General features: G+C 61.9%; 19 protein-coding genes. 11 read left to right on the top strand and 8 right to left on the bottom strand.

Annotated elements, in window-relative coordinates; genetic code table 11:
- Together F4Z81_09195 and F4Z81_09190 are read left to right on the top strand one after the other, a co-directional pair.
- Positions 1-2,281 (top strand): efflux RND transporter permease subunit (locus F4Z81_09195; protein ID MXW05225.1); only part of this gene is annotated, 2,281 nt, incomplete at its 5' end.
- Entirely contained in the window at positions 2,202-5,579 is a 3,378-nt protein-coding gene (locus tag F4Z81_09190; GenBank protein MXW05224.1) for an efflux RND transporter permease subunit, read from the top strand. The genes F4Z81_09195 and F4Z81_09190, both read left to right, overlap by 80 nt.
- An 80-nt stretch (positions 5,580-5,659) precedes the next feature.
- Here the strand turns inward: F4Z81_09190 and F4Z81_09185 are convergent, their stop codons facing one another.
- The 3 genes from F4Z81_09185 to F4Z81_09175 form a co-directional block, all read right to left on the bottom strand.
- Entirely contained in the window at positions 5,660-6,445 is a 786-nt protein-coding gene (locus tag F4Z81_09185; GenBank protein MXW05223.1) for a phytanoyl-CoA dioxygenase family protein, read from the bottom strand.
- Positions 6,446-6,484: 39 nt separating this feature from the next.
- Positions 6,485-7,291: a phytanoyl-CoA dioxygenase family protein gene (locus F4Z81_09180; protein MXW05222.1), complete on the bottom strand. Its 807-nt coding sequence runs from the start codon at positions 7,289-7,291 to the stop codon at positions 6,485-6,487.
- Positions 7,292-7,476: 185 nt separating this feature from the next.
- Positions 7,477-10,314, bottom strand: a complete 2,838-nt coding sequence (locus F4Z81_09175) for an alpha-N-acetylglucosaminidase (GenBank protein MXW05221.1) — start codon at positions 10,312-10,314, stop codon at positions 7,477-7,479.
- Between F4Z81_09175 and F4Z81_09170 the strand changes: the two genes are divergently transcribed.
- On the top strand, positions 10,278-11,072 hold the full coding sequence (locus F4Z81_09170; protein MXW05220.1) for a TIGR02206 family membrane protein: 795 nt from the start codon (positions 10,278-10,280) through the stop codon (positions 11,070-11,072). The two genes, F4Z81_09175 and F4Z81_09170, sit on opposite strands and share 37 nt — an antisense overlap.
- Before the next feature lie 56 nt (positions 11,073-11,128).
- Here the strand turns inward: F4Z81_09170 and F4Z81_09165 are convergent, their stop codons facing one another.
- Positions 11,129-12,502 (bottom strand): hypothetical protein, encoded by a 1,374-nt coding sequence (locus F4Z81_09165; GenBank protein ID MXW05219.1) that lies wholly within the window; start codon positions 12,500-12,502, stop codon positions 11,129-11,131.
- Positions 12,503-12,742: 240 nt separating this feature from the next.
- On the opposite strand from F4Z81_09165, the gene F4Z81_09160 reads away from it, so the two are divergent.
- The 4 genes from F4Z81_09160 to F4Z81_09145 all read left to right on the top strand — a co-directional run bounded on the left by F4Z81_09160 (position 12,743) and on the right by F4Z81_09145 (position 16,476).
- Positions 12,743-13,396, top strand: coding sequence for a chloramphenicol phosphotransferase (locus F4Z81_09160; GenBank protein MXW05218.1), 654 nt, complete (start codon positions 12,743-12,745; stop codon positions 13,394-13,396).
- A 154-nt stretch (positions 13,397-13,550) separates the two neighbouring features.
- Positions 13,551-14,630: an exo-alpha-sialidase gene (locus F4Z81_09155; GenBank protein MXW05217.1), complete on the top strand. Its 1,080-nt coding sequence runs from the start codon at positions 13,551-13,553 to the stop codon at positions 14,628-14,630.
- 35 nt (positions 14,631-14,665) lie between these two features.
- Entirely contained in the window at positions 14,666-15,454 is a 789-nt protein-coding gene (locus tag F4Z81_09150) for a phytanoyl-CoA dioxygenase family protein (GenBank protein ID MXW05216.1), read from the top strand.
- A 32-nt stretch (positions 15,455-15,486) separates the two neighbouring features.
- Complete coding sequence (locus F4Z81_09145; protein MXW05215.1) at positions 15,487-16,476, top strand: phytanoyl-CoA dioxygenase family protein; 990 nt, start codon at positions 15,487-15,489, stop codon at positions 16,474-16,476.
- A gap of 28 nt (positions 16,477-16,504) precedes the next feature.
- Here the strand turns inward: F4Z81_09145 and F4Z81_09140 are convergent, their stop codons facing one another.
- Entirely contained in the window at positions 16,505-17,005 is a 501-nt protein-coding gene (locus tag F4Z81_09140; GenBank protein ID MXW05214.1) for a YgjV family protein, read from the bottom strand.
- Positions 17,006-17,200: 195 nt separating this feature from the next.
- On the opposite strand from F4Z81_09140, the gene F4Z81_09135 reads away from it, so the two are divergent.
- Positions 17,201-18,985, top strand: a complete 1,785-nt coding sequence (locus F4Z81_09135; GenBank protein ID MXW05213.1) for a peptide ABC transporter substrate-binding protein — start codon at positions 17,201-17,203, stop codon at positions 18,983-18,985.
- A 17-nt stretch (positions 18,986-19,002) separates the two neighbouring features.
- Here F4Z81_09135 and F4Z81_09130 read toward each other — a convergent pair whose 3' ends face one another.
- The gene (locus tag F4Z81_09130) at positions 19,003-19,242 is read right to left on the bottom strand and encodes a hypothetical protein (GenBank protein ID MXW05212.1); all 240 of its coding nucleotides are present in this window, start codon (positions 19,240-19,242) and stop codon (positions 19,003-19,005) included.
- Positions 19,243-19,435: 193 nt separating this feature from the next.
- Between F4Z81_09130 and F4Z81_09125 the strand changes: the two genes are divergently transcribed.
- Positions 19,436-19,996, top strand: coding sequence for an RNA polymerase sigma factor (locus F4Z81_09125; protein ID MXW05211.1), 561 nt, complete (start codon positions 19,436-19,438; stop codon positions 19,994-19,996).
- Positions 19,986-20,876 carry a methylated-DNA--[protein]-cysteine S-methyltransferase gene (locus F4Z81_09120; protein MXW05210.1) on the top strand — a complete coding sequence of 297 codons (891 nt, stop codon included), beginning with the start codon at positions 19,986-19,988 and terminating at the stop codon, positions 20,874-20,876. Before F4Z81_09125 ends, F4Z81_09120 begins: the two co-directional genes overlap by 11 nt.
- Before the next feature lie 14 nt (positions 20,877-20,890).
- Here the strand turns inward: F4Z81_09120 and F4Z81_09115 are convergent, their stop codons facing one another.
- A complete protein-coding gene (locus F4Z81_09115; GenBank protein ID MXW05209.1) occupies positions 20,891-21,832 on the bottom strand; it encodes a phytanoyl-CoA dioxygenase family protein in 942 nt (313 codons plus the stop codon).
- A 43-nt stretch (positions 21,833-21,875) separates the two neighbouring features.
- Between F4Z81_09115 and F4Z81_09110 the strand changes: the two genes are divergently transcribed.
- Positions 21,876-22,658, top strand: coding sequence for a DnaJ domain-containing protein (locus F4Z81_09110; GenBank protein MXW05208.1), 783 nt, complete (start codon positions 21,876-21,878; stop codon positions 22,656-22,658).
- Positions 22,659-22,937: 279 nt separating this feature from the next.
- On the opposite strand, the gene F4Z81_09105 is transcribed toward F4Z81_09110, so the two are convergent.
- Positions 22,938-23,591 carry a DUF3800 domain-containing protein gene (locus F4Z81_09105; GenBank protein MXW05207.1) on the bottom strand — a complete coding sequence of 218 codons (654 nt, stop codon included), beginning with the start codon at positions 23,589-23,591 and terminating at the stop codon, positions 22,938-22,940.
- Positions 23,592-23,597: the final 6 nt, after the last annotated feature.

Raw genomic sequence — 23,597 nt, 5'->3', positions numbered from 1 at the left:
GGGTGAGAGGGCGGGGCAGGGCCTCTGGGTACAGTCGGCCTTCGGAGATTACAGGCGGACGGCCGCGGAGGAGCGCGGCGGGGCGATCCGATGGTTCACCGGCAGGCTGGTCAGCGATTCGGCGAACTGGTTCGTGAACACCTTCCCCGGGCTGCGCTGGTTCGGCGAAATCGCGCAGGATTTCCGTCAAAGGGGTGGCGATCAGGCCCCAGGTGCGGCGCGCTGGACCCTGGTCTTTCCCTTATACCTTGTCGGCAGGATTCTCCTGCTTGCAGGCCACTGGCTGTGGGGAAGCGTACGACAGTACCGGAGCCCGGATGTTCAGATTGCCAAGATCCGGGGGCTGCGCGCAGTCGTGTTGATTCCTCGCTGGATCATAGTCTTCTTCTCCCGGATGATCCTGCCCATTTACCGGCTCGTCCGGTTCCTGGTCGGCAGTCTGTTCAAGATCCTGTTTACGATCGTCCCCAACCTGCTGCTCGTGGCCCTCCTGCCCGTGTGGTTTCTCCTGCGCGGGGTTTTCTGGGTACTGGGCAAGGTGGCTCAACCGGTCCTTTACGTATTCAACATGGGGCTCGAAGGACTCCAGTCTGCCTACGTGTCCTTCCTCACCCGGGCCCTCAACCAGCGCTTTGTCACGTTGCTCGTGGTCGCGGCGATCGTCGGGACGACTACCGTGCTCATTCCCCGCCTCGGAACAGAACTGATCCCGGAAATGGAGCAGGGCGAGTTTGCGGTGGACCTCATCCTGCCCACCGGCACGCCGTTGGCGGAAACGGACGAAACCGCGACGATGATCGAATCCCTGATCCGGGAGGATGCGGACATCAGGCAGGTCTATGTCGTGGTGGGCGCGATGGAGTCCAGCGGTTCGCTCATGGATGAAGAACGCGAGAACGTGGCCCGTGTCGGGGTCATGCTCGACGCGGAAGCCATTCGGGCGCGGGGCAGCGATCCCGTCATGGACCGCCTGCGGCAACGCCTGGCCGATATACCGGACGCCCGGGTCGAATTCGTCCGGCCGGCGCTGTTCAGCTTCAAGGCCCCGCTGGAGGTCGAGATCCGGGGATACAACCTCAAGGACCTCCGCGGCGTCAGCGGCGAGGTGGTCGACGTCTTGGGCGACCTGGAAGGCCTGAGGGACGTGCGGTCCCTGATGGAGGCGGGCTACCCCGAAGCCGTGATCGTATTCGACCGTGACCGGATGGCGGTCCTCGGCGTGGACATCGGGCAGGCCGCGGACGCGATCCGGAACAAGGTCCGCGGCAGCGTGGCCACCCGGTTCTCGGCGGGAGAACGCAAAATCGACATCCTGGTGCGGGCGAGGGAAGAAGACCGGAGGCAGATCGCCCAGTTGAAGGCCATGGCCGTAAACGCGGGCGAACGGAGTAACACCGGACAGAATGAGCAGATGAACCGCAATGAAGAAGGGGAGGAATCGGCATTCCAGTCGAGCACCCAGGCGTCTTTTTCCCGCACGCAGGATGGCGGTCCGATCCAACTCGGCGCCGTGGCCCGGGTCCAGCTGGACGAAGGCCCGAGCGAGATCCGGCGCATCGACCAGCAGCGCGTGGCCCTGGTGACGGCGAATCTGACCGGCATCGACCTGGGAAGCGTGGCCGGCGACATGCAGGAAAGCCTGGCGGGAATGCGTCTTCCCGACGACTTCAGCATCGACATCGGCGGCCAATACAGGGAGATGACCATCGCTTCGCGCAGCATGCTGCTGGCCATCGCCATGGCCGTATTCCTGGTCTACCTGGTCATGGCTTCGCAGTTCGAGTCGCTGCTCCATCCGTTCATCATCATGATCTCCTTTCTGCTTGCCCTTTCGGGTGTCTTGCTTACCCTTTATCTACTGGATATCGCGATCAGCGTGATCGTCCTGATCGGCATCATCATGCTGGCCGGGATCGTGGTGAACAACGCCATCGTGCTGGTGGACTATACCAACCAGCTGCGGCGCCGCGGCATTGAGCGGATCGAGGCGGTCATCACCGCGGGCCGGGTCCGGCTTCGCCCCATACTCATGACTACGGCCACGACGATCCTGGGACTGCTTCCGCTCGCGCTGAGCCTGGGCGAAGGCGCGGAGATCCGCACGCCCCTCGCCGTTACCGTAATCGCGGGGCTGATCGCATCGACCTTTCTGACCCTCATCGTGATCCCGGTGATCTACTCGCTGGTGGACCGGGATCAGCATGACGCTCCGGCGGCGAGCGCTCCGGCGGCGAGCGCTCCGGCGGAGGGTCTCGCCCCTGAGGGTCGCGTCCGGTCATGACCAGGAGTCAACGAGACTGACATGCGAGTCTGATATGTTCAAATTCCTTTCCCCCTACAACTGGACCGCCTTCGCCTTCCGCAGGCCCGTCACCGTGTTCATGGTCCTGGTCAGCGCGATCCTCTTCGGAGCGGTCTCTTTCCGGCTTCTGCCGATGGAGCTCGTTCCGGCGAGGGACGGTATCTGGATGAACGTCTGGGTTCCCTATCCCAATTCCACGCCGGAGGACAACGTCCACCTGATCGCCCGTCCGCTGGAAGGGGAATTGAAGACCCTGCGCGGACTGCGGCGCGTGGAGTCCAATTCGAGCACCAACGGCGTGAACGTCAACCTCGTCTTCGAGCCGGGCACTGACATGAAGCTGGCCTACGTGGAGGTCAGGGACCGCGTGGAACGGGTGCGGCCGGCGCTGCCGGACGAGATCAACCGGATCTGGGTGCGGAAGTTCTCCAGCACGGACATCCCCATCATGTATCTCTCCCTGTCCTGGCACGGCGACCGCGACGCCCTGTTCCAGGTCGTCGACGAGCAGCTGATCCCCCGCATCGAGCGGATCGACGGCATCGCCGGCATCGACGCGTGGGGTTCCAGGTCCAGGCAGGTGATCATCGACCTGGACGAGGACCTGCTGAAGGCGTACAGGGTGAACGTGGAACAGTTCATCCGCGCCATGGACCAGGCCAACATGGACTCGCCCGGAGGCTACGTGGAAGACGGCGGGTTCCGCTATATCGTCCGGCTTTCGGGCGCCTTCGAAACCGTGCAGGACATCCAGTCCTACCCGATCAATGAAAGGGGCCTCAAGCTCAGCGACGTGGCACGGGTGGAATACCGGAAGCCCACGTCATACCGCCGGTTCCGCCTGAACGGCCAGGACGCCGTGGGCATGGTGATCAGCAAGGAGTCGAACGCCAACACGGTGGAAGTCACGGCGGCCGTGAAGGAGACCCTGAGCGACCTGACCCGCGATCCGCGCTGGCCCGGCCTGACCTACTTCATCTTCTTCGAGCAGTCTTCCTGGATACTGAATTCACTGAAAGCGCTTGGCACCGCAGGCATGTGGGGCGGCCTGTTCGCCCTGGGCGTGCTGTTTTTCTTCCTGCGGCGGTACAGGACGACTTTCATCATCGCCGCATCCATCCCCGCATCCATCCTCGTGACCTTCACGGTCATGTATTTCGTGAATACCGGTTACGGCATCCTGTCGCTCAACCTCATTTCGCTCATGGGGCTGATGCTCGGCATCGGGATGCTGGTGGACAACGCCGTGGTGGTGCTGGAGAACATCGTCCGGCTTCGGCGGATGGGTGTGGAGCCCGTGCAGGCGGCGATCCAGGGCGCCCGCGAAGTATCGGTGGCCGTCAGCGCCGCCACGTTGACGACGGCTATCGTGTTCCTGCCCCTGCTATTCATAGGAGGCGGAAACGCGCAGACGGAGATGCGCGAGTTCGGTCTGGTCATCACCATCTCCCTGATCTCGTCCCTGGTGATGTCGCTCAGCTTCATACCGCTCCTGGCTTCCCGGCTGCTACGAGAAGGAGGCCTGCCGACGGTCAGCCTGCTGGAAGCACTCGAACAACGGTACGCCCAGGTGATCGGATGGGTGCTGAACCACCGGCTCGACGTGGCGCTCATCCTGGGGGGCTTCGTCATCCTGACCTTTCTGGTGCCCATGCGCAGCGTGACCATGGACAATTCGTCCTCGGACCCGCGCCGGGTCTGGATGTATATCGAACCCGGCGAGTACGCCAGCCTGGAATACACCGACCGGTTCGTGACCGACCTGGAGAACCAGTGGATGGCTTCGGCCGATTCGCTGAACATCCGGGCCATACGTTCCGATTTCCGGCCCGGACGCATCACCTTCGAAGTGTTCCTCCAGAACGGCGCGGACGACTCGGCCTGGGACGTCCTGCGGCACAAGGCAAAAGCGCCCTGGGTCTGGGGATCGCTCGCCCTGTGCGCGGTCGTGCTCATCCTGGTGCGCAGGAAACCCAACGCGCTGCAGATCACCGCCGTGCTGACGGCGCTGTACGTCGCGATCCTGTTGATCCTCGGCACCCAGGGCGGCGTGCAGACATTCCGGACTTCGGAAGAGGTCGCCAGGACCATAAGGGAGACCATCCCCGAGGTGCCGGGGCTCGTCGTGAGATGGCGATGGGGCGAGGGCGGCGAGGAAGATCCGAGGGTGAGCATCGCCCTGCACGGAGAAAACCCGAGGCGGCTCGAACAGATCGCGGAGGACGTGAACGCGCGGCTGGGCCAGTTGCCGGAGATCACGGCCATCACCACCGACCTGGACAACGAGGAAACGCAGGATGAGGTCCAGGTCACCGTGGACCGGGAGGTCTCGGGCAAGTTCGGTCTTACGCCCCGGCGCGTCGCCGAAATGACCCTTTCGGGGATCCGCGGCAACGAACTGAAGCGCCTGAAGACCGAAGACCGGGAAATCCGGGTATGGGTACAGTCCAAGGAGGAGGACCGCGAGACCGTCCACCAGCTCCGGGACCAGGCAGTCTACCTGGACGATGGCACCCAGCTCCCGCTGGCCACCATGGCCAGTTTCACCCAGACGCCGGCCTTCAGGACCGTTTTCCGCCGGGACAGCGAGACCATCCTGATGGTCCGCGCGAACACCACCAAAGAGGGCATAGAAACCCTCGGCGGCAAAATCAGCACCAGCCTGGCGGACCTCTCCCTGCCCAGGGGCTATTCATGGCGCCTCGGGGACCGGTGGGAGCAGCTGGAGGAAGATACGGCCGCCATGGTGACCGCGATCCTCCTCGCACTCGTTGCCGTACTATTGCTCCTGGGATCCCTGTTCGAGTCCTATATCGATCCCCTGATCATCATCCTCGTGTCCATCCCCTTCGCCTACTTCGGGTGCTACTGGATGCTGTGGGCTACCGGTACCAACATGTCGGTACTCGCCATGATCGGCATCGTGATACTGATCGGGGTCGTGGTCAACAACGCCATCGTCTTCATCGACCACATCAAGCACCTGGAGCGGGAGGGCCGCCTGAAGGGCCGGGAGCTGATCATCCAGGCCGGCCGCGACCGCCTGCGGCCAATCCTGATGACGGCGTTTACCACCATGCTCGGCCTGCTGCCCATGGCCATCGGAACCGCCACCCTGGGCGACCAGCCCTATTATCCCATGGGCCGCTCCGTCATGGGCGGGTTGATCTTCTCCACCATCGGCGCCATGATCGCGCTGCCCCTGGTCTACAGCGCCTTCGAGGACCTGCGAAACTGGTGGGGAGGCATCGTGGCGAGGATCAAGCGGCCGGTCTGACGGGCGCCGGACGTCTGACCTGCCGCAGGGCGTCTTACTTGCCGCCGGTCGTCTTACTTGCCGCCGGGATTTCGTTTCGTCTATTCGGCTTTCCTGCCGACCGCTTCCATGCCCTCGGCCAGTCGTCGCAAGCGGGGACGCTCGCTATCCAGGAATGACGGGTGGGGCCTGAAACCCTGCGGAGCGCCTTCACGTAGCATGTCCCGGTGGGCACCGGTGCGTGGACGGGGGCCGAACTTGAAAACGATGACCCGCCGTTTCCCCGTCTTGCCGAAAACCGCGTGGTAGAGCCACTGGTTGAACAGGACGATATCGCCGGGTTCGGTCTCGACGGCGCAACCGGGGATCCGAAGGCCGTCGACCCCGAAGGGGCTGGGATCGCCGCCCAGGTGAGCATCCTGGAGGGGCAGGAGCGCCTGGTGCAAGGGATCCCGGTGGGAACCGGGTATGACCCGAAGCGCGCCGGTATCCTTTGTCTGCGGATCGAGATACAGCATGACCTTGGTCCGGGTATAGTCGAGCAACCGTGACGTCTTGTGACCGTCGAAATGCCACGTGTGGTCGGCCAACTCAGGATCGATCCCCCACATCCCCTCCGAACCGATCCAGATGAGGTCGTCGCCCAGCAGTTCCGTCACGGGCAGGTAAATCCGGTCGTCCTCCACGAGCCGCGTCAGCGCGGGACGCGACTCCACGAACTCCCCGTCCCACAGCCATTCTTCTTCACCGATGTCGCGGCCGAGCTTCTGTGTGCACGTCGCGGCGGCCTCCCGGATCAGCGCATCTACTTCGTCCCGGGCAAACGTCTGGCGAATGACCAGAAAACCGAAGGTGTGGAAATGATCGATCTGGCCACTGGACAGCATGGAATGCTCCGGTTATTGGGTGGAGAGTCCGGTCGCGGATCACGCCGTCACGATCGTGCTGCGTGACAGCAGCGTCCTGCCGCGGTTCGAGAGCTTGCCGTATTCCGATTCCGTCATCTCGATCGTGGACGTGCGGAACCACGGTCTCGAATAGCAGATGACCAGCTCCACCCGGGCATGGTTCGAACGGTTCGGCGTGCCCCGGTGAAGGGCCCTCGGGTCCTGCACCCAGAACGTGCCCTTTTTCAGGTTCAGCCGGTGGGCGGGCGGGAAATCCCCCCGCAGCAGCACGTCATCGTAGGATTTCTCCATGTCGGGGTCCGCCAGGTATTGCGTGCCCGGCATGACTTCGAAGCTGCCGTTCTCTTCACTGGTGTCCACCAGGGGGAACTTGATGCCGAAATGAGGGCAGACCGGCAGGCCGATATGGGGCGTAATCAGGTGAATGTCCCGGTGCCAGGGCTGGTACTCGCTGCCCGGATAGGGATTGTTGGAGTGGTAGCAGGTGATGTGGAAATCGTCGACGCCCCAGTATCGTTCCAGGAAAGCCAGCACCACGGGGTGCTCGTAGATCTCCGGATCGGAGAAAGGCGGTTCCCAGGGTACGTGCATGGTATAGCGGTTGACGAACTGCTGCCGTCCCTTGCCCGTGCGGACATCTCCCCTTTCCTTCGGGTGGATCTCATGTGCTTCACGGGCCTTGAGCCGTTCCAGCCGCGGCATGAAGGCCTCCCGTATGCGATCTATTTTCTCCGGTGCGACGAGGTCCTCGAAGATCGTGAATCCGCTGATCCTGAGTTCCGCAACCTTCAGATCGAGGTCGTAGTCTGTTGGCACAGGCGTCATGGGTGGTTGCCCCGGGCAGCATGTCGTGAGCGTGTGAGCGGGAGGTATATTACGGGTGCGGCAAGCGCAGTGTCAAAGGTAAACGACCTGGAGGAAAGGCAACGGACGCAACAGGGAATATCTGAACTTTATTGCGGATCCTGCGAAGTAGCCTTCCACCTAGTAGGGCTGACGCGAAATAAGAACTAACGTGATGCCGGGGATCGTTTCACGACAAACGACGCCACGTCCAGGTCCGTCCCGCTGTCGAACCACGCACAGTACTCCGCGCCTCCGGCGCTGAACGTGAACACCGCGACGTTGTGGCCGTCGGAAGCGGCGGGTTCGTCCTCTTGGCGGATCAGGTCGATCTCCGGCGGAACCGTCACCTGGTACATAGCAATCTCGCCCCGGGCGATGTTGTATTCCCTGCGAACCTCGCGCACCGCGATGATCCCTCGGAGTTCCCGCGGAACTTCGACCCGTTCCACGAAACCGGGCACGTTGAATCCCTCGATTGTCTCGCCGGGCATCCCGTGCAGTACCAGTCGGTTGCCCGGCGGCGCGTAGTCTTTCTCCGCGAGGATCTCCTCGATGTCCCCGGGCGGCGGGAAGGCGGCCAGCATCTCGCGGACGAGGCCATCCAGCGGGCCCTCGTAGAAGTCGTACCGGCCGCTCGCGGAACCGGCCTTGATGAGCCGGAGCGCAAGGGCCTCGTCCTCTCCGGTCAACTCGGGTTCGCAGGTGTCCCCGTAGGGCGACCAGGGCGTGTTGCCCCGGGGCGTCGACCAGTTCGCCACGCGGGAAGGCAGATCGACATCCGAATCCCGGTCCACCAGCCGCTCCGATATGTCCTCCCCCCGGTCCATGAGCGTCCGCATCCGGTCCAGGTACTGCCGGACGCGGGGCAGGAAATAGTGGACGATCATCTCGGCGAAATCCTCCGGGAGGTAGTCGAGCAGCACCTGCCAGTTTTCCAGGGAAATCAGCGCGGTGAAGGTAATCCAGTTGCTTTCGCTGTTGGCGCGGCCCGGCACGATCTCGGGCCATCGGGCCGCCCAGTCGTCGTGGGTCTTCAGCCTGAACTGTTCATGGGCGCTGCAGTACCGGGCCATGGCGAGCATCGCGTGCTCCGTCTCCGCGGCCATCCCTTCGAACCGTTCCCGGTCCCCGGTGCGGAAGGCCTTGCGCGCGTCGGCCAGCCGGTGGTTGAAGATGCCCGCCAGGTAGGTTCGGCCGATGTCCACCAGGTCGAAGCGGTACATGGGGGAATCTTCGAGCGCATCATATTGGGACAGCAGGATCTCGAGCATGTCGTGCAGCGCCGGCAGAAACCCGATGAGCCGTTTGACCGAGCCCGACGTGAGACCGGGCAGCAGGGTCCCATCCCAGTTCCGGTACAGGGGGCCGTTATGCGTGCATGGATCGAAGTAGGCCATGATCGTGTCGGCGAATATCCGGACGGCTGGGCGGGTTTCTTCTGCCGCTGGTCCGTACCGCCTTCGGTTCCACTGCTCGACGTAGGCGTCCGGTTCCAGGTCCGCGGGGTTCCAGGACAGTTCCGCGTAGAGATCCATGGTCATCACGTTCCGGTGATTGGTTTCCGAGGACACCATGAACCCCTGCAGGTTGGATGCCCGGGGATGATCCGCCAGGGACCGGGCGTTGTCGATCGCCGTCCTGATGTCGCCGTTGGGATTGGTCTCCCGGCCGCACTGGCCGCACATGCCCGTGGACCACGGCAGCCCCCAGTAGTAGTCGCACCGGAGAAAGTCGTACATCCTCCCGGCGTGGTTGAGGAACATGTTGCCGATCACGGGCAGGCCGGCATCGCGGACCGCCTGCGCCTGGGTGGCCGCCGTGGGGTTGTCCGTGCACACCCGGGGGCTGAACAGCACCGCGTCCGGATCGCCGTCCCGTATGGCCGCGATCATGCCGTCGACCGACGCGCGGGTCAGTTCGGCGGCCCGGTCGGGGTCCTCCTCCACCCAGGTCTCCTCCGTGGGCAGCCACAGGCTGTAGAGATGGTCGGTGCCCAGCGCTTCCGCGTAGGATTCCACCACGGCGGTGGTGAAGCGCCGGGTCACGGGGTCTCGAGGGTCGAGCACGATCTCGGACTCGCCGCACCACTCCAGCGGAGCGACCCGGATCTCCTCCCCGGTTTTGGCCTCGTAACCGTCTACAAACTCCTGTAACTGGCGTCCGTCGGTGTACGGTGAGAAGCCGGGATTCACTGCCGGGGTGCCCACGTGGAGCTGCATGCGGTACCGGATCCGGATGCCGGCCTCCCGGGCATAATCGAAGACGCGCCGCAACAACGCGATGCGCGCCGCCTGCCACGCTGTGAGCTGCACCGGAACGCCCAGCCGGTTGGCGGCCAGCGCGCCGATACCGCAGCAGTCGGCGATGTTGCCGCTTTCCAGGATGTTGAAGCGCTTCTTGACCAGGTAGTCGACCCAGGGCCTGAACTCATCCCAGGTCCACCAGCGCATGCCGCTGTAGGCGTCCTGCATGTTCGCGAAGTACATCCGCCACTTGAACCGGGGCCTGCTGTATACGGCCAGGTTGCCGATAGAAACGGTTTCCCTTTGCGGGATCTGGTCGCCTTCTTCGAAGAAACCGCAACCGAGATGTTCTTCGAACAGCCGGTACACGGCATAGAGCGCGGAGTAGGGGCGGCGACCCGCGAGTACCAGGCTGTTCCCGGCGCACCGGATGACGTAGCCATCGTATCCCAGGGCGGATTCGGAGAGGTCGACACCGAGTCCCGCGGGCGCCCATCCGATGTATACCCGGCCGGTTTCTTCATCGTGGCCGAAAGGGGATCCACCGGCCCCGTTCACCGCTGGCCGGTCTGATGCTTCAAGGACGGGGATCTCGACCCCGCCCATGCGCTTCACGATACGTTGAAATTCCCTGGCGGCCCGCCGTCCGGAAGGACCCACCGTGGGTGAAAGCACGATCCGCGACGCGGTCCGTCCGTTCTTGAAAAGTGTAAACATGGGTAATGCGGGTTGTCTTACGGTCCAGTTTCCTGTACTCATGTTACATCATGACGCCAACCGGATTCCAGAGCTTCGGGCCGCCCCATCTCATCGTCATGGGGCTTACGCTCGTGCTGCCCATCCTGCTTACGAAACTCGCACGAAGCGCGAGCGATGAGCGGACGGCGGTGAGGATCGGCTACCTGCTCGCGGCCATGCTCCTGGTCAACGAATTCTCGGCCTGGGGATACCGCCTCGTGCAGTTCGGTCCCGAATACATGGTCCGAAACCACCTTCCACTGCATATCTGCGGCGTCGCAAGCCTGATCACGGCGGCTACCTTGATATTCCGGAACAAGTACACGTACGAGATCGCCTACTTCTGGGGGCTCGTCGGTTCCGCCAACGCCGTGATCACCCCGGGCGCCATGGACACCGGCTTCCCGTCGTGGCGTTTCTTCCAGTATTTCATTGTCCACTCAGGGATCGTCGTGGCCGTCCTGTACGCCACCTGGGGCCTGGGCATGCGGCCCACGCTGCGCGGACTCTTTCGCGCCTTCGTCGCCCTGAATTTGTTCGCCGTCGTCGTGGGTATCGTAAACCTGCTGATGGGATCGAATTACATGTACCTTTCGCGGCCGCCCTGGGGCACGGTGTCGCCCTTCTTCTTCGCGCCGTGGCCGTGGTACATCCCCATCCTCGACGTGGTCGCGCTGGCCATGTTCTTCGCGGTATACCTGCCGGTGCACCTGTCACGACGGCGAGAATCACGGCTGATGCGGCCGACCGACCGATCCGGGACAGGGAATCCTGCCTGAGCGATCTGCCCGTTCCGCCCAGTCTGGTCCGCCCGGTCCAGGCCGGAGTCACCCGCCTAGACGATCCTGAACGTCTCGCCGCCTTCGCTTTCCCAGTCCACCAGGCGCCTTATCGGAATCGTCCTCAATCCGACCTGGGCGTTCCCGGTATAGAACACGTATCCCAGGCCGTCCTTTACGACCATGCGGGGCCAGCCCGTCCAGGTGTGGTCGAAACGCTCCGTGCCGATTCCAAGGGCCGGAAGGGCGGGATTCCGGGGATAGTACGACCAGCTTTTCAGGTCCGTTGAACGGGCAAGGCCTACCGAATCGCACCACTGCTCCGATCCGGCCGCACCCGGAGGCGTCCACGCGTTGCAGCCTTCGTACCAGAGATACCACGTATCGCCGATCCGGTTCAGGGACCGCGGCCGGACATGCACGGCGTCCCAGTCGTCCAACCTTTCCGGTCCGAACACCGGATTGTGCTCGGCCTCGCGCCAGTCCGCGAGATCATCGCTGAAGAGCAGGTAACCCCGGTCGCCACCCGGCCAGCCTTCCGATGAACGAGGCGTGTAGCCGGCATAGCACATGACGTACCGGAATTCCGGGTGGTCCACGCGCAGCAGGTCGAACTCGTGGGCGGCGTCATTGAAATGCCGGTAGACTGGATTGCGTGAATACGGCGTGAAAGGTCCTTTTGGATCATCGGCCGAGGCCATCATGAATCCGAGCCAGGATGGATACTGCTGGACGGCGTACATGAGGACGATCCGGCCGTCGGGTGCAACGACCGCGCCGTTCACGTAGATATTGTCCCCCGGTGCATCCGCGTAGGAAAGGACCGGAACGGGATGCACGTCCCACGTTCTCAGATCGTCGCTTTCCGCCACGGCGACGGTACGCCGCGAGGACCCTTCCTGATCGCCCTCCATGCCCGCCATGCAGTACATGTAGAAGCGATGGTCGATTTCAAGAATGGCGCCCGGAATGATCTGCTTCTCGTAGAGGCTGCCGGCCGGACCCCGTGCGATGACTGGTTCCGTCTGCTGGTCCAGCCAGGGTAGCGTCGTGACCGTGCAGGATTCGAACCCGCAGCCCCCGGCTGCCTCCAGCGTCAGCGTGTTTTCCCATGGATCGTACCGCCCATCCCACTCGCCCGATGGGCCCCGGATCCAGCCCGTGTTACCGTTCACCCCGAACCGGAAGAAGTTGCCCTTCTTCAGCACGCGGATATCCCACGGGGGCGGTCCCCCGCCGGGATAGTCCTTCAGGGTCGTACGGTCTTCACCGGCCTGCCTAACCACACGGAATCCCCGTCCATCGATTTCCAGATACACGCTCACGGAATCGTCCAATCCCGAAAACCGGATGCGCGTCGCAGGTTTCGAGTTCGCGCCGGCGATTATTGCGATAAGCTCGTAGTTGCCAGTTACGTGGCGAGTTAACATCGAAGAGATCCCGGTTTGGGGACGACCACAACAAGGGCAACGAACTTCCGGCCAGAAAGATGACTGGGAGAGGCGCACCATTGAACAGGCGGCATGCAATACCGATTTGTCTCGCAAAAGATACACCCTATATTCCGGTTAATCCACAGTGAAACCTGGATTCCACCAGCCCTTGTTCGCCAAAGGACGTCCAGGATCACGATCCCGCGTATTTCCACGCGTTTCGAGGAGATGACCGCCATGCCGGATGCCGCGACTCAGCCGGGAACGGCCCTGGTGCTCAATGGCGCCCCCAGGTCAGGGAAGTCCAGCATCGCGCTCGCCATCCAGCAGATGTCGCAGGAACCTTGGATGAACCTCGGTGCCGATCGATTCATTGAAATCACGCCGGAGCGACTCCGTCCCGGGATCGGGCTTCGGCCCGCCGGTATCGCGAATTGCCCTGGGGGCGAGCGACCCGATCTCGAGCCGTTGATTCCCGGTTTGTACGGAGCACTCTACGAATCCATCGCGGCACACCTTCGACTGGGCCTGAACGTGGTGGCCGACGTCGCGCATCACGACGATTACGCCACGCTGAGCGGTATCCTCTACAACTGCGCGGGACGTCTGGAGGGGTTGAACGCGCATTTCGTGGGCGTGCGCTGTCCCGCCGAGGTCGTGTGGCAACGCCGCAAAGATACCTGGCTAAAGGAAGAAGACATACCGGATGACGCACCCGTGCCCGAACTGGTGCGGATCTGGGACCGGGAGGTGCATAGATCCGGTATCTACGACCTTGAAGTCGATACATCGAAATGGAGCGCCGAGGCCTGTGCCGGCAAGATCCTGGAACACATCGAAACCGGTCCCAAGCCAGACGCGTTCAGGCGGATTGCCGCGATGTCCGTATGAAACGTATCGGCCAACTCCGGGTCGCAGCGCATCCTGCCCATATTTCCATTTACCACGATGAAGGCGCGGGTATATTCTTGAATCCATCGTCGATCTCGATAAAACTCAAACCAGTGTGTAAAACCTGCATCGAGCACCGGGAAGGTGAACCCCTATGGGTTGGCGCGTAGCGGGACATGTTACGATCTACCGCGAAGCAGGCTGGTACGGCGCCCATCCGAACGTCGTCCGGACTCCCGTTGGCGACCTGTTGGCCCTGTTTCACCGGTCGCCCGCCACGGGGTTCAGCCATCACAGCCACCCACTCTTCGACGTTCGGGCTTGCCGTTCCTCTGACGAAGGGCAGACCTGGGGAACGGCCGAACTGGTGACGGTCTATCCCCACGGCGGCGCGATCGATTTCGGGACCCACACGCTGTCGAGCGGCGAGATTTTCCTGCACTCCAGCACGGTCGACCTGGTTCTTGCCCAGGCGCCGGAAGTCTCCAAGCATACCTGGATCTCCCGTCCCGGCGTGGGATTCCATGTGCGTTCATCGGACAACGGGCGGGCCTGGTCGCACCCCGAGCCGTTTCCGCCGCTCCCGGATGCCGTGAACGGCCATCCCGCTTCGCACACGGGGATCTGCCGGAGCGGCCTGCTGGAGATGCCGGACGGTCGGATGCTGCTTCCGGGCAAGGCGACCGATCATCCGGAAGGCCGGCCGCCGTTCTTCGGCATGATGCAATCGTCGACGGATGGGGGCCGTACCTGGGCCTACGAAGGCCGTATCGCCGAGGACGACGTCGCCCATTTCAGCGAACCGGCGATATACCGGACGCCGTCCGGAAGGATCCTGGTGCTTTTCCGCTGTCATCCGAACCAGCCGCCCGGACAGGACGTGCACCTGGTGGAAGTGCACTCGGACGACGGCGGCGCGACCTGGTCCCCATGGCGGTCTACGACCATGCGGGGTTGCCCCGGTCACCTGCTGGGGCTGCAGGACGGTCGCATCCTGGCCACGGTGGGCACCCGATGGGAGGGACAGATGGGCTGCCTGGCGCGGATCCTCGAGCCCGACGCCGGCGACCTGGATACCGCGCCGGATGTCGTGGTGCGCGCCGATTCCCTGGAGCCGGACTGCGGGTATCCATGGTCGGTCGAATTGAAGGATGGACGGGTGCTGGTCGTTTACTATTTTGTCTATGGAGACGGCACTCGGGGCATAGAAGGATCGGTGCTCGAGGAATACTGAACCATTCCGGCTGTATAAGGTAATCGGGAGTTTCCATGTTTCAACTGGATGCACACCAGAAGGAATTCATGGATACCTTCGGGTATCTGCACTTCCCCGGCCTGCTCGACGACCGGATCGATGAGATCACGGACGCTTTCGACGGATTGCTGAAAAGAAATGGCGGCGACGACCACGAAGGCCTGGAACGACTGGCCGTGGTGCCGTTCATCAATCACGACCCGTACCTGTGTACGCTGTTGGACGATCCCCGCATCCAGGGCATCGCGGCCGGCCTGCTGGGTGATCAGTACCAGTATTGGAACAGCGACGGGAACCTCTACGTCGGCGACACGAGATGGCACTCCGACACCCAGTGGCCCGAGCCCATCCGCTTCTACAAGATGGCCATCTACCTGGATCCCATGACGAAGGATACAGGCGCGTTGCGGGTCATACCGGGAAGCCACCGGTTCGGTGAAGGATACGCGGAAACCGTCCATGCGCACCTGTCGGGCAAAAAGGGCGGCTGGGGTGGACTCCACGGCAGCGAGGTACCGGCGGTCGCCGTCGAGACCCGGCCCGGCGACCTCGCGGTCTTCAACCATTCCACCAAGCACAGTGCCTGGGGCGGAGGAAAGAGAAGGCGCATGTTTACGATCGTGTATACCGGACTCCACACGGACGGTCGTGATCTCGAGGCCTTCAGGAAGATCATCCGACAACATGGCTATACAACGCGGGAGGTATTCGGCGGGGAGAACGGTCCGCTGCTTTCCACGGCCTCGTCCGAGCGACTGCGGCACCTGCAGAACCTGATAACGCACATTCCGAAAGCGGCTTGAAGATACGGCACCGGAAGGGGAATCCCACCAGCATGTCTCTCACTCAAAATCAGTTACGACATTTCATGGATGAAGGCTACGTCATCGTCGAGGGCGCGCTCACCAGTGACGACCTGGATCCCGTCATTTCGGGGATCGAGGCCTTTGTCGACGAACGGGCGCGAGCACTCCACAGCGAAGGAAGGATCGCCGATCTGCACGAGAACGAACCCTTCGAGCGGCGGCTGGCCCTGATCACCCGGGAAAACACCGCGATCTACGATGACATCGACATCATGAACATGCGGCACGAGGCAGTGTTCCGCTTTCTCGGCAACGCCCGCATGCTGGACCTCGTGGAAACCCTCGTCGGACCCGAAATCACGTGCAGCCCCATTCAGCATCTGCGGGCGAAGCTGCCGGAGGGCCTGAACAGCCAACCGAGTCAGGGAAACGGCGGCAGCAACGGCCGCGATGGCGGCGGCAATGGTGAAGAGGACGCCCTGGACGCCCTGGACGCCCGCATCAGGGAAAACGTGGCGCCATGGCACCAGGACGCGCAGGTGCATCTCGAGGACGCCGACCCGGTGTTCATTCTCACCGTTTGGCTCCCCCTGTGCGACACCGACGAGGAGAACGGATGCCTGCAGATCATCCCGCGGGTGCACCACAACCGGACCGTGTACTGGAGCGAAGGATTCGGCATCGAGGACGGCCGGTTGCCCGAGGGCGAGGTCCTGTCCCTGCCGATGAGGAAGGGCGACGTCCTGCTCATGCACAAGCTGATTCCGCACCGGTCCATCCCCAACCGCTCCGGAACGATCCGGTGGAGCCTCGACCTGCGATATCAACAGACCGGGCTACCCACGGGCCGCTCCTTCTACCCCAACTTCATCATACGCAGCCGGCGACATCCCGAATTCGTGCTGTCGGACTACGCCACCTGGAAACGGGGCTGGGAGGAGGCGCTGAAGGTCACGGCGCAGCGCCCGCCCCGCAAGAACAAGCCCACCGAACCGACACCGATCCGGATGTACGGATAGCGTCCGGATAGTGCAAGGACTTGACCGCTCAGGCCTTAAGCTCAAAACGGTAAATCCGCCAGTACCCGATCATGTTGCTGACCAGGAACGTGGTCTCCATGAGCACCGCGACCGGGCTGCCGGCGATGTAGTTGTGCACCATCCAGGTCACCGCACAGACCATGTAGATCAGCCGGACCTTCCGGTCGGATCGCTGGAAATTGCCGTAGGTAGGCAGCAGGGAACCGAAGAGCGCCAGGATGTCCAGGGGTCGTTCGTAGGAATAGAAGAATCCGGCCAGGATCAGCGCCATGAACAGGTACATCAGGCGCCGGTCGGTCGTGAAGGCCGCCGTGAAGACGCGGACGCCCATGACGACATACAGGGTGCCGGCGCTGTTTCTGCCGAGCACGAAAAAGTGGAAGGCGTTCGTCAGGGCCGAAGCGCTCAGCCAGAGCAACACGTTGCGGCGTTTCTTGCACTGGAAGGAGACCACGCCGCACGTGAAAGCGACGGCGGCGAGTGCCTGAGATACGAGGAAAGAATCCATGGGGCGATTCACCCGGTAGGTAGGGGTCCACGTGCAAAATAACGACCGCCCGAACCGGGTCAAGGCGAATCACCGTACCATCCTGGGCGATTCGCCGTACTACGCTTGACGAGGGGCAGGGAAGTGAATAAGGTACTTTACGACCCGTCTAACCCAACGTGAACGACTCTATCGTGACTAACGGATGGTCCCTCCATGATCACCCATGCCCGCGTTGGTCCCTCTATGCGCAAATTGATCCGCACCATTGCGGTCGGCGTGATCTATTGCGCGGCAGCGGCCGGAATCCTGCGGGTCCTGGCCATCGACCAGCCTGCCCAATCTTCCACCCGTTACGTCAACTCCGCGGGCGTCGAACTGCCGCCTGACGCGGCGCCGCCCTCGGAGCAGTACGTCCGCACGTTTCAGCTCGACAACACCTACATGGAGTGGTTCCGCACCATCTACAAGGGGACCTACGGCCACCGGATCATCGCCGAACCGCTGATCCGCTTCGACAAGGACTTCAACCTGATCCCAGCGGCAGCGAACCGCTGGGAACCCACCGACGACGGGCTGGGCTGGTATTTCTACCTGCGGGACGACCTCGAGTTCTCCGACGGTAAGCCGCTGACCGCCCACGACTACGTGTTCACGCTTCGTCGTGGCGCCGACCCCGAGAACGCCTACGACGTGGAGTGGTATTATCGTCCGATCAAGAACTGGGGCCGGGTCGTGGGCCGGGAGCTGCCCCTCGACTCGCTGGGTGTCCACGCGATAGACGACTACACCTTGCTCATCGAGACCGACGAACCTTGCGCCTACATGCCGGACCTGATGGTGGACAGCTGGGTTTCGCCTCGCCAGGCGGTGGAGAAGTACGGCGACGCCTGGTCCACGAGCCCGGAGACCTCCATCGCCAGCGGGCCCTTCTACCTGGCGGAGTGGACCAAGGCGGACCGGGTCGTGCTCAAGGCCAATCCCCGGTACCACGGCGCCGCGCGGCCCTACCTGGAAACCCTGATCGCCAGGCTGCACAACGCCTCGACGCCGCCGCCCCTGCTCGCGTCCTACGAGGCCGACGAGGTGGATTTCGGCCTGGTAACGAACCCCGCCGAACTCGCCCGGATCAAGACCGATCCGAAGCTGAGCCGGGAGCTGCATTCCTACACGGATTTCGCCACGTACTACCTCACGATGGACACCTACAACCCGCCCTTCGACAACCTCAAAGTACGCCAGGCCTTCAGCCACGCTATCGACAGGGACGCCGTATGTGAATCCGCGCTCGCCGGTTTCGCGATCCCCGCCTACTCCATGCTACCACCCGGCTTCCCGGCGGAAGCGACGGAAGCCCTGAAACCGGTCCAGCGGTACGACCCCGCCCTGGGACGCAAACTGCTCGCCGAAGCGGGTTATCCGGACGGAAAGGGGTTTCCCCGGGTTGAAATGTGGGTCCGGCGCGATGTCCGGCCGGTCCACGAGGCCGGAGAGGCGATCCACGCCATGATCAAGCAGAACCTGGGCATCGACCTGGTGGTGCGCAACATGGAGGTCAAGATCTTCATGGACGCGATCAACAGCCACCAGCTTCCCCTGGGTCTCGTCCGGTTCGGGGCCGACTTCATCGATCCCAGCAGCCTGATGAACCTCTGGCTTTCCTCGGGCCGGCACGCCTGGAAACACGACCGGTTCGACCGGCTGGTGGTCCAGGCGGGAGGCGTCGTCGGCGACTACGAGGCGCGGATGGACGTCTACCGACAGGCCGAACGCATCCTGGTGGAGGAAGTGGGCGGCCTCTTCGTGTGGTACCCGACGATGAACCAGATCTGGAAATCGGACATCAAGGGGGACGCCCTCGAACCGAACCGCCGCGGATTCCGGGCCTGGCGCGGAGAGCAGATCGGGAACACGGCCTTCACGATCTATATCGCGGAGGATGGGCAGCAGGACTCCGGGTCAAAGGGGTTCTGGGAAAGGGTGCTGGGGGGCGGCGGGTAGGCGAAGCGGGAGGTAAATCAGACGATATTCAGCATTTTATTGGCGTAGTCTTTTCCCGATGTCGGAGAAGGAAGAGACCGGCCGTCTCGTCGGTAGAGGTCTATGGTTTCTTCCACGATACGACATAACTCTGAGAACACTTCCTGCTCGTTCTCCCCATGACACCCACCGAAAAACAGACCGGGACAACTGCCGACGAAACACTGATCTTTTTCCGACCATTCCACGATTTTCACATATCGAGAACTTATCTTCACATCTGTGATTCCTTTATCGCTGCGCGAATGGCCTGTTCCTGGTAGTTTCTGGCGTCGTCGCCGAGGTGAAAAAAAGGAAATAGAAAAGTTGCTGTCAAGAAGGATACAAAATTCCGTTTTCCACGAACGAAAACCCGGTTCACGGTGTTGTAAGATTGGTACCACATGAGCGCCGGCCAGCAAAGGACATTGCATGACGCAAGACGAGGGACGATGCATCGCGCTGGAAATCCATCGTGGCAACCGGGACGCGGTGACGGACCTGGTGGCGACCTACCAGGACAGGCTCTTCACTTACGCCTTCCATATGCTCGGAGGGTCAGACGACGCCCTCGACGTCACGCAGGAAGCCTTTGTCAAAGCCTACACCACGCTCGCCGGAAAGTACGACGCGGAGCGATGCCGGACGCTCGAAGTCCGACCCTGGCTGTATCGCATCGTCCGGAACCTGGCGCTGAACAAGTTGAGGTCGCGCAAACGAAGGAACGACGCACTGATCAGCATGAAGGACAATTTACCAGCACAGGTTTTAGACACCGGAAACGACCGGTCAAGGACACGAGAGATCCGGGCTGCCCTCGAAAGACTCGGAAGGGAAAGCAGGGAACTGGTCATACTGCGCTTCATCGAGCAATACACGTACGCAGAAATCGCGACAGTCACCGGCTCATCGGAATCGGCGCTGCGGGGAAAGGTGTACCGGGCGTTACGTAGACTTCGCAAGATCATGGAGGACGACCCTGGTGGAAATTAACGAAGCGAGACAGTACCTGGATCCAATCAGATCCGGCGAGGAGGACGATGAGGTCAGCCGGTCCGTGAAGGAACACCTTGAAAGGTGCGCCGATTTGCGCGACGAGGCTGCCTTTATCGAGAACCTTGCCGTGGAATCTCCCAAACTGAAAATAACCGCTCCCACAGGGATCGAGGAGGAAGTGATGATCAGGATTACAGACAAATACGATGTGATCGACACGGATTTCGGACCGGCACACGTGGCATTCACACCCAAAGGCATTTCGGCCGTGAAACTCGACGTGGAGGAGGACAGCGCCTTCGAATCCTACTACGCCGACAGGCTTGGGCGGCCCACGGTCAGAGGTTCGCTCCCCGAATCGTATGCCGAAGCGGTCAGGCGGGCTATCAAAGGAGAGAAGAACACCCAGCCACCGGTCACGCTGGAGGGGTTGACCGAGTTCGAAAAGACCGTGCTGGTGCATTTGGCCAGGATTCCGACGGGCGAGGTACGACCCTATGCCTGGCTGGCCCGTGAGGTAGGCAGACCGAAAGCGATCCGGGCCGTCGGAACGGTCATGGCCCGCAATCCCGTTCCCTTCCTGATGCCCTGCCACCGGCTCGTACCCTCGACCGGAGGGGTGGGAAACTACTACTACGGACCGGAAATGAAATGGACGCTGCTGGAGCGGGAAGGGATCCCTCGGGAGGAACTCGCGAACTGGAAGCAGCGCGGCGTGCGCTTCATTGGCAGCCGGACGACCGGTATCTATTGCTATCCGACCTGCCGTGACGCCCGGCGCGTTCAGCCGCAGCACCGCCTTGAATTCAGCGGTGCAGAAGAAGCGGTTGACGGCGGATATCGGCCGTGCAAGCACTGCAGGCCACTGTCAGTGTAGATACAATGTAGATACTACCGATTACGTGGAGGAATCCGGTCGCCGACGGGCTTGGGTATGGGTCTCCAGTAACCCGAGGGATCGCCGCCCCGACAGATTACGGCCCGGTGGTACTCCGGGTAGCGGCCCCGCACGTCGGGCGGCAAGTACCGGATCGTCAGGCCGCAGCGCCGGCGGTCGGATACGTTCGGCTCGGACCCGTGCAGCAGCAGGTCGGTATGCATGGAGATCTGGCCCGCCTTCATGACGAAGGGCACCGGGTCGCCGCCCCATTTTCGCGGGTCCGTTACCGTCTGTCCCAGCACGTTGCGTTCGGCTTCCGTGCTGTTTTCGAAGGGGATCTGCCCGTGGAGGTGGGAACCGGGGATGACCGTCATGGGCCCGTTCTCTTCGTCCACGTCATCAATAGCCAGCCAGATCGTCACTACCTTGCTTGGCGTCAGGGGCCAGTAGGACGCGTCCTGGTGCCAACTCACCCGCTGCACGTCGCCCGGCATCTTGCAGAAATAGTGGGTCATCTCGCAGATCAGCGTCTCCCCGACCAGGTCTTCCGCGAAGTCCAGTATCCGCTTGTTCATGGTCAAGTCGTATATACCCTCGCAGTGCCGCTGCCAACCGTTGATCGAGTAGCTGTTGTACCCTTCCTTCTCCGCGCGGGCCATCAGGTCTTCGAAATACGCTCGGTTCTCCTCGGCTTCTTGCGTGGTGAAGACGTCGAGGGGGCAGAGATACCCGTTCGCGTTGAAGAAGTCGACCTGTTCGCGGGATAGCGTTTTGGGGTGCTCGTTTGTTGCCGGGAAAAACCGCAGTTCCCGCTTCATTTCGGGCAGGGCATCGGTGATGGGCATGGGCGACCTTTGTAAAATGTGTGTTGGTGGGCAGGACCTAGTCCGGTCGCGACTTTGAAGCCGGGCGGCGACGTTGAAGTCTGGTGGCGACGTTGAATATACCGGCATAAATCGCTTGAGACAACCCTTTGAATGACTTAAATAACCATGTATGGATGATACCACGAACAGGGCGCTGCATTCGCTTGACCTCGCTCCAGGCGCGTCGCTTGATGACGTGAAGAAATCGTACCGGGAACTGGCGCTGATCTGGCATCCGGATAAAGTGCCCGACCGGGTGAAAGACAGGGCCACCGCCAAGTTCACGGAGATCAACGAGGCCTACCAGTGGCTCGTCCGCAATCCGGAAAACCTGCGGGTGTCTTCGACTACCGGGACGTCTTACCGGTCAACTTCACAGCGCCAGTCTCCTCCCCGCTATCGTTCTTCCTCGCAATCTTCCCATACACGGACGGAGTATTCCCGGCCCGGCGCCTCCAGCCGCACGGGATCCGGATCGTCGGCTGATCCGGCTGTTCAACGTGTCCGAAAGGCCGCACGTAGAATCTTAACCGATACCAGGGCCGGCCTGTACATCTACCCAGACATCAACCCCGATCGAGCGGCGAACTTCGTCGTTTCGCTGCAGCGCAGCATACGTTTCAGCGGCTTGGCCGCGACGGTGAACGATCTGCTGGTGTTTTATGATATCGACGGTTCCGGCGAGGAGGGCATGGCCATCACCCGGTCGAACCACCTGGTCAACAACAACACCGGGACCCTCTATGACATCGGCGAACTGGTGGAGGTCCAATTGAAGGAAGGATTCATCTTCTGGAGTGAGATTGTGGTGCGCAGACGGGGAAGCCGGAGGTTTGAGCTCGCGGGATATGCGGAAAAAGGGCCTGGACGGGCGCTGGTGCGCATCTTGCGGAACCTGATCGGAAATGACTGATCGTAAACCAGTCTGTGCGCGCTATGGATCCGAGTCAATAATTCGATCATAGTCCACTGATAATGTGGCAGGTTGAGAGCGTTTAACCGTCCGCCTACATCGCTTGACGCCAAGTCATCTCTTGCGTACATTAGTTCTGTTGGAGCCGGCCTTATTGCGCTCGGTATGGTTCGTCCGGCCCGACACCCAAAGGTTCCCCCCTGATGACAAGAGTGCCAGGGGTGCTCTCTCCGGGAACGGAGTAGTCGGGGGGGTCGTTCTCCTGGTCAGTTGGACCACTCACGACCTGTTTCGGAAGAGTTCTAGCTCGTTGCGCACCGCAGGCTTAATGTGGTCATACCAGGCGTTCTCCCCTGTCTGCCATTTCCGGAAAATCGCCCAGCAACAGTAATCTGCCACCTGCAATCCGTAGTGAGAACGCGATTGATGGTGCAGAATGTGATACTTTATTCCCGGTGGAAGCACACTATGCAACGCAGTCCGCACGGCTTTTTCGGCGGCTTTGCGTTTCTTGTTTACCGGGATGGTATCGGTAATGACGATGACCTTTTCCACACCATCAGTTTCCAACTCGGTAGGTAGAACCAACTTCAACAGGTGACTCAGGAGTTCCGGATAGAAACGCCGGTCTTCCCGTAACACCGTGTCGGTCCTCGCCTTCTCGATCACCAGGCAATCGATACACATCCCGTCGAGATAGCGGGCGATCAGATCGAACACACGCCTGCGCACATCTCTCCCGTCCCGATAGCAGTGGAAGTACTCAAGATTCAGCCCATATTCGAGGCAATCATGCTTGTAGTCATCCATGGTCCTGGTTGCCAAAAACGGGCGCTTCATACTAACACTGGTCAACAGGAAATACCGTGAGCCCTTCGCACTGAAGTCGAAGTTCCCTGACTCGTCGAGGAAGAAATATGCACATTGCTTCATATAGTA

The sequence above is a fragment of the Gemmatimonadota bacterium genome, assembly GCA_009835325.1.
GTDB lineage: Bacteria > JAAXHH01 > JAAXHH01 > JAAXHH01 > JAAXHH01 > JAAXHH01.
This window is presented reverse-complemented; position numbering and strand designations above follow the sequence as displayed.

Coding starts and splice junctions, on each gene's coding strand:
- F4Z81_09190 (MXW05224.1), top strand. CDS start 2,202: ATGACGCTCCGGCGGCGAGCGCTCCGGCGGCGAGCGCTCCGGCGGAGG.
- F4Z81_09185 (MXW05223.1), bottom strand. CDS start 6,445: ATGCTGTCCAGTGGCCAGATCGATCATTTCCACACCTTCGGTTTTCTG.
- F4Z81_09180 (MXW05222.1), bottom strand. CDS start 7,291: ATGACGCCTGTGCCAACAGACTACGACCTCGATCTGAAGGTTGCGGAA.
- F4Z81_09170 (MXW05220.1), top strand. CDS start 10,278: ATGCGGGTTGTCTTACGGTCCAGTTTCCTGTACTCATGTTACATCATG.
- F4Z81_09175 (MXW05221.1), bottom strand. CDS start 10,314: ATGAGTACAGGAAACTGGACCGTAAGACAACCCGCATTACCCATGTTT.
- F4Z81_09165 (MXW05219.1), bottom strand. CDS start 12,502: ATGTTAACTCGCCACGTAACTGGCAACTACGAGCTTATCGCAATAATC.
- F4Z81_09160 (MXW05218.1), top strand. CDS start 12,743: ATGCCGGATGCCGCGACTCAGCCGGGAACGGCCCTGGTGCTCAATGGC.
- F4Z81_09155 (MXW05217.1), top strand. CDS start 13,551: ATGGGTTGGCGCGTAGCGGGACATGTTACGATCTACCGCGAAGCAGGC.
- F4Z81_09150 (MXW05216.1), top strand. CDS start 14,666: ATGTTTCAACTGGATGCACACCAGAAGGAATTCATGGATACCTTCGGG.
- F4Z81_09145 (MXW05215.1), top strand. CDS start 15,487: ATGTCTCTCACTCAAAATCAGTTACGACATTTCATGGATGAAGGCTAC.
- F4Z81_09140 (MXW05214.1), bottom strand. CDS start 17,005: ATGGATTCTTTCCTCGTATCTCAGGCACTCGCCGCCGTCGCTTTCACG.
- F4Z81_09135 (MXW05213.1), top strand. CDS start 17,201: ATGATCACCCATGCCCGCGTTGGTCCCTCTATGCGCAAATTGATCCGC.
- F4Z81_09125 (MXW05211.1), top strand. CDS start 19,436: ATGACGCAAGACGAGGGACGATGCATCGCGCTGGAAATCCATCGTGGC.
- F4Z81_09115 (MXW05209.1), bottom strand. CDS start 21,832: ATGCCGGTATATTCAACGTCGCCACCAGACTTCAACGTCGCCGCCCGG.
- F4Z81_09110 (MXW05208.1), top strand. CDS start 21,876: ATGGATGATACCACGAACAGGGCGCTGCATTCGCTTGACCTCGCTCCA.
- F4Z81_09105 (MXW05207.1), bottom strand. CDS start 23,591: ATGAAGCAATGTGCATATTTCTTCCTCGACGAGTCAGGGAACTTCGAC.